Source organism: Gillisia sp. Hel_I_86 (assembly GCF_007827275.1).
Classification (GTDB): Bacteria; Bacteroidota; Bacteroidia; order Flavobacteriales; family Flavobacteriaceae; genus Gillisia.
Map to the genome: position 1 here is coordinate 3269635 of NZ_VISE01000001.1, position 15842 is coordinate 3285476.

Below are 15842 nucleotides of genomic sequence, written 5' to 3' on the forward strand. Positions count from 1 at the left end.
TTATAAGGCGTTATATACTTTGTTCATAAATGTTTCTATTTGAGAAGGCTCTAGCCATCTTGTAACCACTACTAAATTTTTGGCTTGGTCTATCACGATGAAATTTCCGCCAAAACCAGCCGCGTAAAAAATATCTTCAGAAAGACCTTTCCAATTTCTATCTCCAGGGTTATTTAGCCACCACATATAGCCGTAGTTTGAATTTGGAATAGAAGGCTGAACTGCTTCTCGGATAGTTTCAGCAGAAAGTAATTGATTTTCCTTCCACATTCCATTATTTTCGAAAAGCAAACCAAATCTAGCCATATCCAAGGTGCTTATAAACATTCCGCCACCAGAATGTCCACCCCCAGTAACCGATTGCATTTTTAGGCCGTCTAGATCTATCCAAGCATTTTCGTATCCAAACCAACGCCAGGTAGAAGAAGCCGCGATTGGATCCATGATCTTTTCTTTCAAAATTTGAGGCAGCGGTTTGCGCCAAACCTGTAAAAGTGAGTACGCCAATAAATTTACGCGGACATCATTGTATTCGAATACCGTTCCCGGAGTATTCAGCTTTCTGTTTTTCCAATCGTCCAAATCACCTTCAGATGGTGGCCTATCTGCCCAATCCAATCCTCCCCATAGTTCTCCGCTCCAATCGGAATTTTGTTGCAGCAAATGTTTCCAAGTAATTTCTGAATTGTGTTTGCCTTCAAAAGTGCCATCCCAAACATAGTTGTTTACTGGATCCTCAAAATTATCGATCAATCCTTTTTCCAAGGCTAGTAGGGCGGTGGTAGATAAAAAACTTTTGGTGACGCTAAAGGTCATATCCACCCGCTCGGTATCTCCCCATTGTGCGACAATATAGCCATTTTTTAAAATAATGCCCGCTGGGCTACCACGTTTCTTGGTTGGCCCGGTGATCTTATGAAAAGGTTCTTGCTTAAATCCTTCAAGAATTGCAATTCGTAGGTCTTTCGAACCAGAATATTCATTCTCCTTTGCGAATTTTACTGCTTCCTTCAATTTTGTTGCATCGATCTTAAAATCCTTAGGCTCTTTCACTTCCCAGGAACTTCCTGTGGGGAAATAAGTTGTTTGCGAAAACACCGTACCATTAAAAAAGAAAGAAAGGAAAATTAAACTTAGAAGGAGTTTCATATATTTATTGAATTAAAGAATTGCTTTTGGTTTCCATATTTTCATCTAATTCTTCTTGGGATTGAGCCAGCAATTTAGTGTCTAATTGCTTACTGGCCTTGGCCCCCAATTTTTTTAAACGCTCTACCTTTCTAACGAGATTTCCTTTTCCGGTCAGTTTTTTCATGGCGGAATCGTAGGTGTTCTGCACAGTTCCTATTTGCTTTCCAACCTTTAAAAGATCTTCGGTTAAATTAGTAAAAGAATCATATAAAGCCCCTGCTTGAGTAGCAATATCTATGGCATTTTGCTTCTGCTTCTCGTTTTGCCACATACTATCTATGGTTTTTAAAACGGCCAAGAGCGTGGTAGGGGTAACAATTATTATGTTTTTATCGAAAGCGTCATTATATAAATGAGGATAACTATTGGAGGCCACCGCAAAGGCAGCTTCTATGGGAACAAAAAGCAGGACAAAATCCGGGCTTTCCATTTGGTATAGCGCATGGTAATTTTTTGCGCCTAATTCCTCGACCCTTTTTTTAACTGCTATTATATGGTTCTTTAAGTGCAATCCTTTCTGGGGATCATCGTCCTCATTCATATAGCGCTCATAAGCATTCAATGAAACTTTCGAGTCGATGATCATTTTTTTCTCTCCCGGTAAATGGATCACCACATCGGGCATCACCCTTTTTCCATGTTCATTTTGAAAATTCTGCTGAACAAAATATTCGCTGTCCTTCTGTAGTCCGCTGCGCTCTAAAACCCGTTCCAGCACCATTTCCCCCCAATTTCCCTGCATTTTGTTGTCACCTTTTAATGCTTTGGTAAGATTGGTGGCTTCTTCGCTTATTTTTAGGTTCTGCTTGTTTAAATACAGCAGTTGTTCGCCTAGTTGGGCATGGCGTTGAATAAAATCGGTATTGTTTTTATCTACTTTTTGCTCGAAGCTTTTAATCTTCTCTCCAAGAGGATCCAATATATTCTGAATATTCTCTTTGTTCATCAGGGTGAATTTCTCCGATTTCTGTTCGAAGATCTTATTGGCGAGATTCTCAAATTCTTTGCTGAACTTCTCCTGTAATTTTTCTACTTCCTGTTTTTGTTCGGAGTTTTTTTGCGCCAAACTTTCAAATTCTGAATTACGGGTAGCAAGTTCTGTTTTTAAAAAATCCTTTTCTTTTCTTATAAAATCACGATCGGCTTCAATTTTATTCAATTGATTTTCCAAAATGTCCTTGCTTTCAGAATTCGATTCCTTTACGTCTTCCAAAACATTGACATGATGCATTTTGATGGTTTCCAATTGATCTTTTAATTGAGAGTTTTCAGCTTTGATTATTTCAACAGAAGCTTTCATTTTAAGCTTGGCAAAAAAGTATCCAACCAATATACCTATAACTAGCGCTATACTAAAAATGAGGGGTATTAGAATGGGTCCGGACATAGAGAGGTTTGCTTACTTCAAATATACTTAATTGAATTTCTTTTGAAGGGAATAATAGTGAATTCTAAAGGTATTGTTTAAGTTCTTATTTTAAAGGAAACAGATTCATTATCGAAATAAATAAGGTCGCTTGGGAAGATGTTCGAAAAAGCCTTCTTTTCGATAAGCTCTTTTGGAGTGCCTGCAATCACTTTATCTTTTTCCATTATTATGATCTTATCGCAGAGTTGAAGAGCCAAGTTGATTTCGTGAGTTGCAAAGAGAATGCTTTTATTGGTCTCTGTTGTGAGCTTTTTTAAGAGCTTAAGCACGTATGCTTGATGGTACATATCCAAATGCGTGGTAGGCTCATCCAGGATAATAAAGGGAGTATCCTGTGCCAAAGCCCTTGCAATAAGCACTTTTTGAAGCTGTCCATCGCTTAACTCGAAACACCTTTTGTCTTTAAGAGCTTCAATATTCACCAGTTCTATGGCGGTTTGAATTTTATTTCTGTCTTCTTTGGAAAGGGACCCGATCCAATTGGTGTAAGGCTGTCTTCCCAAGGCGATCAATTCTGAAACACTTAAATTTTTGGAAATTGGCTGCTCCGTAAGCACGACGCTAATGGTTTTTGCCAAATCTTCTGCTGAAAGTTTTTTCAAAGACCGGTTAAGAATAGTTATTTCCCCCGATAAACTGGCTTGTACACCACTTAAACTCCTTAAAAGTGTGGATTTCCCCACACCATTTACCCCAATAAGTCCCACCAATTCGCCTTCTTCAATTTCAAGATCAATATTTGCGGCAATGCAGGTATCACCGGATTTATTTCGGTATCCAATGCTTAGGTCCTTGGTGAAAATCACTTTATTTGAAGTAGTTGTTTTGATATTAAAATATAAATTTTCGTTTTCTGATTAAGAGCCAAATTACAACAGGAGCTCCAATTAGTGAAGTAATTGCGTTTATTGGCAAGGTATATTCTGTTCCGGGCAATTGTGCGGCGATGTCGCAAATCAACATAAGTATGGCTCCCCCAAAAATGACGGCAGGCAACAAGATTTTATGATCGTTTGTTGGAATCACTTGCCGAATTAAATGTGGCACGGCAAGGCCAACAAAGGCAATCGGTCCTGCAAAAGCCGTAATGCTACCGGCTAATAAACTCGTGGCAATAATAATTAGAAACCTATTGGTGCTTATTTTAACCCCTAGGCTCCTTGCATAATTTTCTCCTAATAAGAGCGTATTTAAATTCTTGATGCAGAAAATAGCCACTACTATTCCCAAAATCCAAAAAATGGCTAAAATCGAGACCTCTTGCCAAGATAAATTTCCCAGGCTACCAAAAGACCAGAAGATATATTGCTGTAATTGGGCAGCAGGACTAAAATATGCCAAAACACTTACCACAGCAGCAGTTAGACTGGCAAACATCAACCCAATAATAAGAATTGCCATAGTGTCCCTAAGTTTCGCTGAAGCCATTAAAACTGCTAACAGCACCAGTAAACTGCCTATGCTGGAAGCGATCACCAAGCTCCATTTAGAAAGCAACAACACAGCGGTTCCTGCCCCAAAAACGGATGCTCCCATGATAACTATTGCAACTCCCAAACTGGCACCACTACTTAAACCCAAAACATAAGGCCCGGCAAGGGGATTTCTAAAAAGGGTTTGCATTAACAATCCACTTACGGCAAGCCCGGAGCCAGTAAATAGGGCTGTAAATACTTTTGGAAGCCTGTATTCCAGGATGATATATTGTGAACTTCCCGGTGTAGTTTCATTAGTAAATAATATGCTAAAAATATCTTGTAACGGAATTTCCACAGATCCCAGACCAACATTTACAAGCGCCATTAATACCATTACAACAAAAAGCAATAACAAAAGTCCTTTATATCTTGCTGAATATGGCATTTATCGCAAGGCTTTATAAAATGTAGGTTGATACTTTGGCAATAATTCTGGATGAAAAATGGAAATTAGGTCCTTCAATACCAAATCTGGCCTTGTGGGTGCCAGTTCGTAATAAAGTACACCCCCAGAAGCGCCCAAAGAGTTACTATAGGTATAAACCTTTTTGTCCTGTACAGCCTTAAACTGTTTGTAATGGGAAGAAGTTTCAAATAGTTGTTGAAAAGATTGAAATTGCCCCGGCGCTACCCAATATGCTGCATCTTTGCTTTTATCCAAAACACTTTCAAAAGATAAGGCAATACTACCAGATCCATTGGTATCACCGTAAATATAATTGGCATTTGCATCCTTAATAAATTGAGCCTGCCACGAGTTGCCATAGGGTACGTACCATTGATCTTTATACATGGAACCGCTTAAAACAGTGGGGCTGGAATTGGCATTTTTCGCCAATTCTTTGGATTTAATATAGGAATTCCTAATTTCATTAAACCTTGCAGCAGCCTGCTCGTCTTTATTATAAAATGCTCCAAAAAATTTGATCCATTCTGCTTTTCCCAAGGGAGATTCTTCTGTCCAATCTCCGTTATAGATTACTGGGATTCCGCTCTTTTTGATGGTATTAAAAGTTTTATTGTTTCCATCTATCGCAAACCCAATAACCAGGTCTGGATCCAAGGAAATAAGGATTTCTGTATTTATCGCTTCGTTCTGTCCCAATTCGGTTATAAGACCTCTGGAAATTCGAGCCCTGGTTTTTTCTGAAGAAATATAATCGAGCCCGGGAAAACCTACCAAGCTCTCCTCTTCATTTAAAATTTCCAATGATGGAATGTGGGTCGTAGAGGTCACTACAATTTTTTTAACGGGAACAGTTACTTTGAGGTCATATTGGACTTCAGAAGGAATACTGGCATTTTCTTCGGCCAGTAAATAGGTGAAGGTTTTGTCTGCTTTTGGCCAAGGATCTTTTACGGTAAGCAATTTGTAACCTTCAAACTGATTTATTTCAAAGCCCTTCGCATATTCAACAGGAACTGCTTCTCCAGTTGGATTTGAATAAACAATCTTTGACCCTTCATTTTTGCAAGAAGAGAAAAGGACAAGACACAAAAAAATGCATAATTTGTACAATGTTCATTTGTTTAAGCTTCAAAAGTAATATTATTTAAAATTTTTATAGCCGAAGATGAATAAATGTTTAATTTCGTATTGAATTTTTGGTTTGATGCCATCTTTTAAAAATTAGATTGCATCGATTAAAAGGGAATTTGGTGATTTGTTTTCAGAAATAATTGTTCTGAAATTAAAAAATCCGAAGCTGTTCCCGCAACTGTAAGTTTAGTCCCGTCCCGATAGCTATCGGGTTAAGGATGCCTATTGTTACTACTTCTTAAAACCACTGTGCGCATGCATGGGAAGGTAAACACTAGGACACAAGCCAGGAGACCTGCCATAATTCACAAATGTCAAACTTTCGGGACAAAAGTTTGGTGTAGATGCTTCTACATCTTTTTTCCTGGCAAAAATTAAATTATGCTAAAAAAATTATGGATTTGTGGTGCCTTGTTGTGCACCGGATTGTTCTATGGACAACAAAAAGAAACAACAATGGACACTTTGGAGGAAGTGGTCTTGATCGATTCGAAATTTAAATTGAAACGCGAAAACAGCGGGAAGGTTATTGCGAAAATCACCGCTAAAGAACTGGAAAGAAGCAGTGGACAAAGTTTGCCTGAAGTAATTAATAGGGTAAGCGGAATTGAAATTAACGGAGCCAGAAGCAATGATGGCCAAAACTTGGGGTATTATGTTCGCGGTGGAAGAAACCGGCAGGTGGTAATACTTGTAGATGGGGTGCAATTAAGCGATCCTTCGGCAATTTCCAACGATTTCGATCTACGCCTTTTACCTTTGGACCAAGTGGCTTCCATAGAAATTATTAAAGGAGCGTCTAGTACACTTTATGGTTCTGGTGCTGCTACAGCGGTTATTAATATCACCACTAAATCTCCTGTTGATAAAAAAATTGGTTTACAATTGCAATCTGTTTTGGGAACCAATCAAACGCAGAACGACGACAATTATAATATTGCTCAATTTGATAATTCTGTTGCTGTAAGTGGGAAACTTTCCAAATTCGATTATCAGATCAACTTCAGCAATCGCTATTCGGATAACATGTCTGCGGTTGCTTCAGAAAATGAGGAAGAAAATTTTGAAGACAATCCATTTTCAAAATATAACGCATATGCACGAGTGGGATATAAGATAAGTAAAAAGTTGAAGTTCTACTTCTACGGGAATTACGACGATTTTGAGTCGTCCTACGATGATGCCTTCATGTATGCCGATGCCGATAATATATTGGAAAGCCAACAATTTAGAACGGGAAGCCATTGGGAAGCCACCTATAAAAACGGAAGTTTCAACTTTAGCGATAGCTATTCTGAACTAAAACGGGAGATCATTTCTGATTTCCCCAATAAATATGATAGTAAGGTGTATGCTTTCGATGCTCACAATAAATACATTTTCAATGATAAATTCCATACCATTATTGGGTTAAACGGAGTTTTCAGCAGTTTTAATAGCTATAGTATCCCTTTTGGTGAAACCGAATTTGTTCAAACTGTGAATGAGGATGTGGCGGAATTTGATATTATAGATCCTTATGTTAATATGGTATTTATCTCCGGAAATGGATTTAATTTGAATACCGGAGCTCGATTGAATATTCATAGTGAATATGGCACCAATTTGGTCTATAATATTAATCCTTCTTATAACTTTAAACTGAAGGACAATCATTTAAAGGCCTTGGGATCTTATAGTACCGCATATATCACACCTTCTTTATATCAATTGTATGATAGCACTTATGGGAACCTGGATTTAAACCCGGAAGAAAGCAGCACGATTGAAGCAGGACTGGAATTCAGCTCGGCTGCTCTTAGGTTAAGCGCGGTTTATTTTAATAGGGAAACCACCAATTATATAGATTTTGTAACGGTAGATCCAGTTAATTTTATTTCTGAATATAGAAATATCGATGAAAAGTTCAATGCCAATGGGGTAGAGCTGGAACTTGATTATACATTTTCAGATAAAATGAACCTTAAAACCAATTATACTTTTACTGAAGCTGAAGAACGATTTGCTTTGAGGATTCCTAAGCACAAGCTGAACGCTTCTCTTAATTACAATATTTCAACCAATTCTTTTGTGTCGCTGACTTACCAATTTAATGATGACAGGACCGATACCTTCTTCGATAATCAAACTTTTGAAAGCCGGCAAGTGACTTTAAAAAGTTATAATCTGCTGGATTTTTATATAAGCCATCAAGTGAATGAAAACATAAAGATCTTTGGGGGAATAAGCAATGTTGCCAATGAGGATTACGAAGAAATTTATAGGTTTAACACCCGTGGCAGAAATGCAAGATTTGGATTGGCATTGAATTTCTAGGGGCGTTTTTTGAAATAAAAAAAGGGTTTCAATAGTATCGAAACCCTTTTTTATTAATGTATTTGAGATTATTTTTTTTGTATATCCGTAAAGTATCATAAAATGATAAATAACGTCATTCTGAACTTGTTTCAGAATCTCATAACGCTAAGAATCAATATAGTAAATAGAGACCCTGAAATAAATTCAGGGTGACGAAACAACAATAGGACAAAAAACGGATAAACACTATTATTTTTCAATTAAAGCTGGTAATTTATCTATATACATTCTCTGGTAGTTAATATCCCTCATACCGCTTTCACCAACAAATTCATATTTTTGAAAATCGTTATTGATAGAAATTCTATTTCCTAAAACGGCATTTATGGCAACTTTCAACATAGGCTCGTTTATATCGCCTAAAGTTCCAAAATCTCTGAAGTTTTCAGAAATTTCGATATCTGGATTTAATCCATTTACATAATCTGAAATCCCAGCAGAGTTAACTGACTTTAAAACCAAAGGCTGAATAGCATATGTATGATTTGGATTTACATTTTGTCTTCCAAAGTCTGGAGAATCATATAACGTTACAGAAGCTTGGAATTTACCTCGGGTAGTTTCACCAATTTGTACCACCTCTATATAAGGATCCAGTCCGTTAATTACCAACTCACTTGCAGAAGCAGATCTGCCCGTGGTAATCACATATACCTTACTTAGGTTTAAACTATTGATTAATTCCCCAGTTTTTAAGGTAGTATTAAAATTATTCAAAAGCCAGTCTGGTTTCGTACTTTCAAAATATGCCTGATATTCTGCATTCCATTGTTCTTTCATAAATAATTTCCCTGCAAATTGCCCGGTGATCATAGCTGCCAAATCTGTCGCGGTTCTTACAGAACCTCCACCATTATAGCGCAAGTCCAAAATAAGATCTGTAACACCATCTGCCTTGAACTTTCCAAATGCCTCATTTAGTTGTACATCATAATCTGATGTAAAGCTATTATAGAACAAATATCCAATTTTGTTTCCTTCTACTTCTAAAGTCTCTGCAATAAATACGGGATTGGAATTAAACTGAACTTTGGTAAGTTCAAAAGTTTCATCTGTATTTGTAATGTTTGTTCCTTCTAAAGTTGCTAAACCTATCGTAAAAGTATCAGCTCCAAATAAAGCCTCAAAATTGGTATCAGTCAACTGTTCGCCATCAATGGTATTTATTACATCGCCACGTTTCACTCCGGCTATATCTGCTGGGGAACCGGGCAATACCAATCTCACAACTGCGAATATTTCAGAACAACCTTCGCAATACCTAACCAAAACATAAGAGAGTCCGGAAGTTTTACTAATTCCACTAAAAAGGTTTTCTAGAGCTACATAATCGTCTACTATCCAGCTGAATTCATCTTGTGGTGCCACCAGGCCGTCATAGAACAAGTCTTCCGGGGTAGCATAATTATCTAAAAAGTCATTCTTATCTTCTGGAGAAGCAAAATAATCATTAGCCAAAACAGGAACATCAGCTTTATATAAATAGAATTCATTCATTCCGCGATATACAAAGTTTTCTACAGTTAAATCTACAGCAGTCGGAGTGGGTGCAGTTTTAGTGGGTTTTTCATCATCTTGATCGCTGGAACATGAGATGAAAAATGTGCCAAATAGCAGGGTAAGTAGTACAATTTTAAAAATTTTCATAATAGTTTAAAATATTTTTTTTATTTAGATTCTAAAAATAGAGACAAATTTGCAATAAATACAAAATTGTTGTTACAAAGTTAGATATAAATCGTCTTAAGTATAAGAAGGTTATAAACCAACCAACCAACTTAATGAACCAGCATACCTTTTTAAGGTTAATAGATCCCGTAAAGGATAAAATGTTCCGTTTGGCATTGCGTTTGCTTATATCGAAGGAAGCAGCGGAAGATGCGACACAGGAAGTGATCTTAAAGATCTGGAATCTAAAGCATAAGGTCAAGGACTATGCCAACCTAGAAGCTTTTATGATTTCGGTTACTAAAAACTATTGTTTGGATCAATTAAAGGCTAGGTCCAACAATAATTTAAGAATAGTTCATACGAATTATGAGAACAATGAAGTATCTGTGCATAAACTGGCAGAATTAAATGATGAAATCGAGCAAATAGAAAGAATTGTAGAAATGCTCCCGGAACAGCAAAAAGTGATCTTTCAGCTACGGGATATTGAAGAATATGATTATAGTGAAATAGCTGAAATTACCAAGATGAAAGAGCCGGCAATTCGGGTTGCACTTTCTAGAGCAAGAAAAAAAATAAAAGAAGAGTTACTTAAAACGCACAGCTATGGAATTAAATGATTTGCGAATTTTATTGCGGAAATATGAGGAGGGAAAGACATCTCTTCAGGAAGAAAGGGATTTGAAGAAGTATTTTAGCTCTAATGAAGTTCCACAGGAATTTCTGGTCTATAAAAGTATTTTCAATTTTAATGATGAAGCAAGAAAAATTGAATACTCGAGGAAAGTTCAGTTAAAATCGAAACCTAAAAGAAAATGGGCCTATGCGGGAGTAGCTGCAAGTATTTTAATAATAATGAGTTTTCTGTTTTTTAACGATTTAACAAATAAGAAATTAGAAGATCAAAATTTAGGAACCATCGAAGACCCTGAGCAAGCTTATTTAAAAACAAAAGAAACCCTACAAATGGTAGCGGAGGTTTTTAATGAGGGAAGGGAAGATCTGGAATATTTAGAGGAATTCAATAAAACCAAAAACAAATTTATCAAAGAACAATAAAAATCAATACCCATGAAAAAATCAATTTTAGTTATTGCCTTAAGTTTAGTTTCATTAATAGGATATTCTCAGAGTTTTGAGAAATATGAAAACATGAAAGAAGTAGATGCCATGATCATGACCAGTAAAATGTTCAAGTTATTGGCTAAAGTAGACTTAAGCTCCACAGATCCTGAAGCGCAGCAATACATCAAATTAATAGAAAATCTTAAGGAAATAAGGATGTTTTCCAGTGCTGCACCGGGAGTGCGATCCCAAATGCAGTCTGATGTTGCTTCCTACCTAAGCAACGGCTCCTTAGAGCAATTGATGAGGGTGAATGAAGATGGGAAGAATATTAAGTTTTATTCCAAACCGGGGAGAAACGACAACTTTGTAAGCGAACTGTTCATGTTCATGGACGGAGAAAAAGAGGGAAAACCAATTTCTATGATCCTTAGTATTACGGGCGATATAGATCTTACTCAACTTTCTAAGCTTGCTACAGATTTAAAAGTTCCAGGTGCCGAAGAATTAAAGAAGGCCAATAAAAAATCTAAAATATAAATCATGAAGATTTTTAAAAATATAAGTCTTTTTTGTGCAGTCGTTCTTATGATGTCTTGTAATAGTAATCAGAGTTTACAAGAATATTATGTAGATAATCAAGGGGACAAGGAGTTTGTTGCCGTGGATGTGCCTACAAGCCTGTTTGCAAATGTTGAAAAGCTGACTGAAGATCAGAAAAAAACTTTGGAGACCGTTAAGAAGATCAATATTTTGGCGATACCCAAGAAGGAAGAGAACCAAGCTAAAATAGCAACCGAAAAGACCAAGATATCCAATATCTTAAAGGATGAGAAATATCAGCTTTTAATAAAATACGGTGGAGGCGACTCTAAAATGGAGGTGTATTATACGGGTAGCGAAGAAGCCGTAGATGAAATTATTGTTTATGGGGAAGATAAAATAAAAGGAATGGGAATTGCCAGGGTTTTAGGAGATAATATGAATCCATCAGATATTTTGCAGTTGGTAAGATCTATGCAAAAAGGAGATTTGGATTTGGAAGGTTTAAAAGGAATTTCTAAAATGTTTTCTAAGGATCAACTATAAGCAGATTAATAATAAAAAAAAGCCCTTGAGGAAATTTCCTCAAGGGCTTTTTTAATTTTCTAAGTAGATATTAAATACCTGTATAGTTTTGTGGAGTAATGGCTTTTAATTCATTTTTGATCTCTTGGGATACTTCAAGGGTCTCAATGAAATCCCCCATACTTTGTTTGGTAATAGCTGCGTTGGTCCTAGTTAAACCTTTAAGAGCTTCATAAGGATTAGGATATCCTTCTCGTCTCAAAATAGTTTGAATTGCTTCTGCAACAACAGCCCAGTTATTTTCTAAATCGAGTTTGATCTTGTCTTCATTCAAAAGAAGTTTGTTCAATCCTTTCAAAGTAGATTGAAATGCAATAAGGGTATGCCCAATTGGCACTCCAATATTTCTTAGAACGGTACTGTCTGTAAGGTCCCTTTGTAACCTGCTCACAGGAAGTTTTGATGATAAATGCTCGAAAATGGCATTTGCGATGCCAAGGTTTCCTTCACTGTTTTCAAAATCTATAGGATTAACTTTATGAGGCATTGCAGAAGAACCTACTTCTCCTTTTTTTATACTTTGCTTGAAATAATCCATAGAAACATAGGTCCAAAAGTCACGATCTAGATCTATTACTATTGTATTGATGCGTTTTAAGGCATCAAACAATGCTGCCATATGGTCGTAATGCTCTATTTGAGTAGTTGGAAAAGAATGATGCAAGCCTAAAGTATCTTGGACAAAGCTAGAGCCAAATTTTTTCCAATCTATTGTTCCATAAGCTACTTTATGGGCATTGTAGTTTCCTGTAGCACCTCCAAATTTCGCCGCGTTCGGGATGTTTTTTAAATAGGATAATTGTTCATTTAATCTAGTAGTAAAGACTTCCATTTCTTTCCCTAAGCGGGTAGGGGAAGCGGGTTGTCCATGAGTTCGTGCCAATAAAGGGATATTTGCCCAATCTGCACTTAAGTTTTCTAGTTTTTCAATTATTTCGGTAAGTGCCGGAATATATTCATTAGCAATTGCTTCCTTTAAACTTAAAGGAACCGCGGTATTGTTTATGTCTTGTGAGGTAAGGCCAAAATGGATAAATTCTTTAAACTGACTTAAAGAAAGATCTTCAAATTTGTCTTTTATAAAATATTCTACGGCCTTTACATCATGATTCGTGGTCTTTTCAATTTCTTTTATAGCTGAAGCATCCAAAGATGTGAAATTCTTATAAATATTGCGCAACTTCGGAAAAAGAGAAGTGTTTACTTCTTTTAACTGAGGAAGTGGCAATTCACATAAAGAGATAAAATATTCAATTTCTACTCGAACTCTATATTTTATAAGGGCTTCCTCACTAAAATATGCCGATAGGTTTTTGGTTTTCTGATGATATCTTCCATCTATAGGAGAAATTGCACTTAAGGGTGTCATTCTAAACAGCTTTTTAAAATTAAGCCCAAAGGTAAGCCTTTAACAATTTTCAGAAAGCCTGTTCGAAAGATATTTTTAAAGGGAATTTAAACTAAAAAAGTATTTTTAATTATAGAAGGGGCTGGGTGTTTTGAAATAGGTCTGTTATCGATTTCTGACTACCCATAGTTGTGTGCTCATTTATTGCAATTGAGGAAAGCCTTGAAGCATTGCCAACAGAACATAATCTTCAGAATTTTTATTTTTCATTTCTTCCAACCAATCAATGCCTTTTCCAACTTCTTTTTCAGCAGTTTCTTTATCTCCTTTTTGTAAATAGTAAATTGAAGAGTAAAACTGCAAATATGATTTCCAATACAAAATGATATTGTTTTTTTTAGTTGAATATAGATTTTCTAATTTTTCGTGAAGCAAGTTTAAATCATTATTGTTTTCATCCATAAAACTCTGTACAAAAGCATTATAAATTTTTTCTTGAATTCCTACAAGTAATGAGTCTTGTTGAATTGATTGTACCTGAGTTTGATAACTAATAATTTGTGATTTGTTAAACCCTTTTATATTCCCATTGCAAGAAATAAATAATAGTGAAATAAATAGTAATCGTTCCATAGTATTAAATTTATAAATTAGTTTATATTGTCAACAAAATAGTCAAAAAAATTATTTAATATATTGTTTAATAGCATTTACATATTCTTCAAAAGCATCAATTCCTGTATTTGTAATTTCAATCGATGTATGTTGATAATTGTTTAAAAAACCTTTGGCTATAGTTATATATTTTTCCTTTTCCAATTTCTTTAGTTGAACACTAATATTTCCTGATGTGGCTTTGGTAATCTCTTTCAATTCATTAAAATCAGATTTACCATTACTCACTAAATAAGAAATAATGGCTAACCGCAATTGAGAATGCAATAATGGATTTAGATTTTTAAACATTTTCTTTATCGTTTATGTTTAACCATTAATATTATTCCTGGAATTAATACGGCAACCGTAGAAACAATTCCCATTAATAAAGACTGATAAATCCATTCAAGGTAAAAGCTTAAAAATGCTGAAAGACCAATAAAAATACCCGAGTAGAGGAGTAGTTTGCTTTTCATAGATGAGCCTGAAACTATTGTTCCGATAGACAGTAAAATTAGAATGATGGGTATTAAGTTTTCTTTCAGATTATTCCAAAATAGAAAGCCTAAAATCATCATATTAATTGATAAAACAATCCACAGTACGGATACTATTTTACTAATCAAATTTTGCTTGCTTATCCCTTTCTTTTTTGAATAGTAGATTGTAGAATAAATTACTCCGACTGGTATCAATAAATAGGGATACCAATTAATATCATAATATCCATTTTTTAGAAGCACAAATTGACTTACAGAGGTTATAGCAATTAATCCTCCCCAAAATATATAAATAAATCCATTCTCTTCAAATTTATTTCTGGCTTGGGTAATTATTTGAGTAATCAACTCAAAGCTTTTCTCAGGCGATAATTTATCTGTTTTCATTTTTGTGAAATTTTAAATACCATACAAATATAAAGTAGTTTATATTATAAACAAAATAAATTTCATTTTAATGATAATAAAGTTTAAACCATTTCTAAATGTATTGTGAATTTTTGTATGGATTGTGCGTTGTCAACAGGCTCTTTTGTTTTTTTAGTTTTGGCTTGAGTGCCGGAAAAAAAACAAATGTGCCTGTCTCGAGCGTTGGGCTTTTGAAAACGTGAATTTTCAGTCATCGCCTTGTAGCTAACAGGTTTTTTCAGGTTTAGTTGGTATTGGATTCCAGAAGAATTTGGTAATGAAAAATCACAGAACTCTTTTATTCAACTATCTGTTGGGTATATGTTCCAATTTTTTTAACTCAATGACTATAAAGCGGAAGTTATTTTCCACTTTTTTATTGCTTCAATTTTATTAGGTACAAAATTGATATTTTTGGTACTTTTATTCCCTCGTTGAGGGTTTGGTGCCCCGAGGTTTTCGATTCTAAAAACAGCGGTATGTCAAGAATAGCTCTATTCATTTTAATAATCCTAGTTTCTTCCTCAATTGCGGATGCACAAACTAGAAGGTCCAAGGATACCAAGGTTGGGTTTATTGGCGGGTATGTGTATGCCGAGGTAAATGGAGAAAAAGATAATGCCAAATGGAACGATTACGGTTCTGGCGTATATGCAGGTACCTTTGTGGATATCTACATTACCGAAAAATTTCATTTACAACCTGCTGCAAATTTTGCATATGTAAATGATTTCAATATTGTTTATTTGCCCCTCATGCTCAAATATCAAATAGGGGATAGGGGTTTTAATGTGCAAGCAGGAACACAGGTCACTTATTTGTTGGGAAGCAACACGGGAACCAAAGATCAATTTGGGTGGGAACTGGGAGCAGGTTTGGGAATGGATATTACCAAATCTATTTTTATCCAAGGAAGATATACGTATGAGGTGAGTAGGAGAAAAGTGGATGATTTTCTTGGACAGCCTTCCCAGGATTTTAAATTTAACAATATAATGATCGGTATTGGTTATAGGTTAAGTCCTGTAGACAGATTATGGTAAGCTGATCTTAGAGATTATTATAAAAA

Annotated in this window: 16 protein-coding genes and 1 riboswitch; of the genes, 6 read left to right on the forward strand and 10 right to left on the reverse strand. The window is 35.5% G+C overall.

Annotated elements, in window-relative coordinates:
• From JM83_RS14695 to JM83_RS14715, 5 genes are all read right to left on the reverse strand, one after another.
• On the reverse strand, nucleotides 1-1149 hold the full coding sequence (locus tag JM83_RS14695) for a serine hydrolase domain-containing protein (RefSeq protein ID WP_144962900.1): 1149 nt from the start codon (nucleotides 1147-1149) through the stop codon (nucleotides 1-3).
• 4 nt (nucleotides 1150-1153) lie between these two features.
• Complete coding sequence (locus JM83_RS14700) at nucleotides 1154-2491, reverse strand: DNA recombination protein RmuC (RefSeq protein WP_315897852.1); 1338 nt, start codon at nucleotides 2489-2491, stop codon at nucleotides 1154-1156.
• A 164-nt stretch (nucleotides 2492-2655) separates the two neighbouring features.
• Nucleotides 2656-3426 carry an ABC transporter ATP-binding protein gene (locus JM83_RS14705; RefSeq protein WP_144962901.1) on the reverse strand — a complete coding sequence of 257 codons (771 nt, stop codon included), beginning with the start codon at nucleotides 3424-3426 and terminating at the stop codon, nucleotides 2656-2658.
• Nucleotides 3427-3451: 25 nt separating this feature from the next.
• Nucleotides 3452-4483, reverse strand: coding sequence for an iron ABC transporter permease (locus JM83_RS14710; RefSeq protein ID WP_144962902.1), 1032 nt, complete (start codon nucleotides 4481-4483; stop codon nucleotides 3452-3454).
• Complete coding sequence (locus tag JM83_RS14715; protein WP_261376487.1) at nucleotides 4484-5596, reverse strand: ABC transporter substrate-binding protein; 1113 nt, start codon at nucleotides 5594-5596, stop codon at nucleotides 4484-4486. It lies immediately after the preceding gene.
• Between the two features lie 91 nt (nucleotides 5597-5687).
• Nucleotides 5688-5956, forward strand: a riboswitch (cobalamin riboswitch).
• 63 nt (nucleotides 5957-6019) lie between these two features.
• On the opposite strand from JM83_RS14715, the gene JM83_RS14720 reads away from it, so the two are divergent.
• Nucleotides 6020-7954, forward strand: coding sequence for a TonB-dependent receptor plug domain-containing protein (locus JM83_RS14720; RefSeq protein ID WP_144962904.1), 1935 nt, complete (start codon nucleotides 6020-6022; stop codon nucleotides 7952-7954).
• A 231-nt stretch (nucleotides 7955-8185) separates the two neighbouring features.
• On the opposite strand, the gene JM83_RS14725 is transcribed toward JM83_RS14720, so the two are convergent.
• Nucleotides 8186-9643, reverse strand: a complete 1458-nt coding sequence (locus tag JM83_RS14725; RefSeq protein ID WP_144962905.1) for a S41 family peptidase — start codon at nucleotides 9641-9643, stop codon at nucleotides 8186-8188.
• Between the two features lie 134 nt (nucleotides 9644-9777).
• On the opposite strand from JM83_RS14725, the gene JM83_RS14730 reads away from it, so the two are divergent.
• Genes JM83_RS14730 through JM83_RS14745 form a run of 4 tightly spaced genes read left to right on the forward strand, consistent with a single transcriptional unit; the run spans nucleotide 9778 to nucleotide 11821 of the window.
• Nucleotides 9778-10287, forward strand: a complete 510-nt coding sequence (locus JM83_RS14730) for an RNA polymerase sigma factor (protein ID WP_144962906.1) — start codon at nucleotides 9778-9780, stop codon at nucleotides 10285-10287.
• Nucleotides 10274-10726 carry a hypothetical protein gene (locus JM83_RS14735; RefSeq protein ID WP_144962907.1) on the forward strand — a complete coding sequence of 151 codons (453 nt, stop codon included), beginning with the start codon at nucleotides 10274-10276 and terminating at the stop codon, nucleotides 10724-10726. Before JM83_RS14730 ends, JM83_RS14735 begins: the two co-directional genes overlap by 14 nt.
• A 12-nt stretch (nucleotides 10727-10738) precedes the next feature.
• Nucleotides 10739-11272 (forward strand): DUF4252 domain-containing protein, encoded by a 534-nt coding sequence (locus JM83_RS14740; protein WP_144962908.1) that lies wholly within the window; start codon nucleotides 10739-10741, stop codon nucleotides 11270-11272.
• A gap of 3 nt (nucleotides 11273-11275) precedes the next feature.
• Nucleotides 11276-11821, forward strand: a complete 546-nt coding sequence (locus JM83_RS14745; protein ID WP_144962909.1) for a DUF4252 domain-containing protein — start codon at nucleotides 11276-11278, stop codon at nucleotides 11819-11821.
• A 70-nt stretch (nucleotides 11822-11891) separates the two neighbouring features.
• Here the strand turns inward: JM83_RS14745 and purB are convergent, their stop codons facing one another.
• The 4 genes from purB to JM83_RS14765 form a co-directional block, all read right to left on the reverse strand.
• Nucleotides 11892-13229 carry an adenylosuccinate lyase gene (gene purB, locus JM83_RS14750; protein ID WP_186435010.1) on the reverse strand — a complete coding sequence of 446 codons (1338 nt, stop codon included), beginning with the start codon at nucleotides 13227-13229 and terminating at the stop codon, nucleotides 11892-11894.
• Between the two features lie 180 nt (nucleotides 13230-13409).
• Nucleotides 13410-13841 carry a hypothetical protein gene (locus JM83_RS14755; protein ID WP_144962911.1) on the reverse strand — a complete coding sequence of 144 codons (432 nt, stop codon included), beginning with the start codon at nucleotides 13839-13841 and terminating at the stop codon, nucleotides 13410-13412.
• Nucleotides 13842-13892: 51 nt separating this feature from the next.
• Complete coding sequence (locus JM83_RS14760) at nucleotides 13893-14174, reverse strand: winged helix-turn-helix domain-containing protein (RefSeq protein ID WP_144962912.1); 282 nt, start codon at nucleotides 14172-14174, stop codon at nucleotides 13893-13895.
• A 5-nt stretch (nucleotides 14175-14179) separates the two neighbouring features.
• Nucleotides 14180-14752, reverse strand: coding sequence for a hypothetical protein (locus JM83_RS14765; protein ID WP_144962913.1), 573 nt, complete (start codon nucleotides 14750-14752; stop codon nucleotides 14180-14182).
• 500 nt (nucleotides 14753-15252) lie between these two features.
• Here JM83_RS14765 and JM83_RS14770 point away from each other — a divergent pair, with 500 nt between their 5' ends.
• Nucleotides 15253-15816 carry an outer membrane beta-barrel protein gene (locus tag JM83_RS14770; protein ID WP_144962914.1) on the forward strand — a complete coding sequence of 188 codons (564 nt, stop codon included), beginning with the start codon at nucleotides 15253-15255 and terminating at the stop codon, nucleotides 15814-15816.
• Nucleotides 15817-15842 lie beyond the last annotated feature (26 nt).

Coding starts and splice junctions, on each gene's coding strand:
- JM83_RS14770 (WP_144962914.1), top strand. CDS start 15,253: ATGTCAAGAATAGCTCTATTCATTTTAATAATCCTAGTTTCTTCCTCA.
- JM83_RS14700 (WP_315897852.1), bottom strand. CDS start 2,491: ATGAAAGCTTCTGTTGAAATAATCAAAGCTGAAAACTCTCAATTAAAA.
- purB (WP_186435010.1), bottom strand. CDS start 13,229: ATGACACCCTTAAGTGCAATTTCTCCTATAGATGGAAGATATCATCAG.
- JM83_RS14755 (WP_144962911.1), bottom strand. CDS start 13,841: ATGGAACGATTACTATTTATTTCACTATTATTTATTTCTTGCAATGGG.
- JM83_RS14765 (WP_144962913.1), bottom strand. CDS start 14,752: ATGAAAACAGATAAATTATCGCCTGAGAAAAGCTTTGAGTTGATTACT.
- JM83_RS14710 (WP_144962902.1), bottom strand. CDS start 4,483: ATGCCATATTCAGCAAGATATAAAGGACTTTTGTTATTGCTTTTTGTT.
- JM83_RS14760 (WP_144962912.1), bottom strand. CDS start 14,174: ATGTTTAAAAATCTAAATCCATTATTGCATTCTCAATTGCGGTTAGCC.
- JM83_RS14725 (WP_144962905.1), bottom strand. CDS start 9,643: ATGAAAATTTTTAAAATTGTACTACTTACCCTGCTATTTGGCACATTT.
- JM83_RS14740 (WP_144962908.1), top strand. CDS start 10,739: ATGAAAAAATCAATTTTAGTTATTGCCTTAAGTTTAGTTTCATTAATA.
- JM83_RS14695 (WP_144962900.1), bottom strand. CDS start 1,149: ATGAAACTCCTTCTAAGTTTAATTTTCCTTTCTTTCTTTTTTAATGGT.
- JM83_RS14745 (WP_144962909.1), top strand. CDS start 11,276: ATGAAGATTTTTAAAAATATAAGTCTTTTTTGTGCAGTCGTTCTTATG.
- JM83_RS14735 (WP_144962907.1), top strand. CDS start 10,274: ATGGAATTAAATGATTTGCGAATTTTATTGCGGAAATATGAGGAGGGA.
- JM83_RS14720 (WP_144962904.1), top strand. CDS start 6,020: ATGCTAAAAAAATTATGGATTTGTGGTGCCTTGTTGTGCACCGGATTG.
- JM83_RS14730 (WP_144962906.1), top strand. CDS start 9,778: ATGAACCAGCATACCTTTTTAAGGTTAATAGATCCCGTAAAGGATAAA.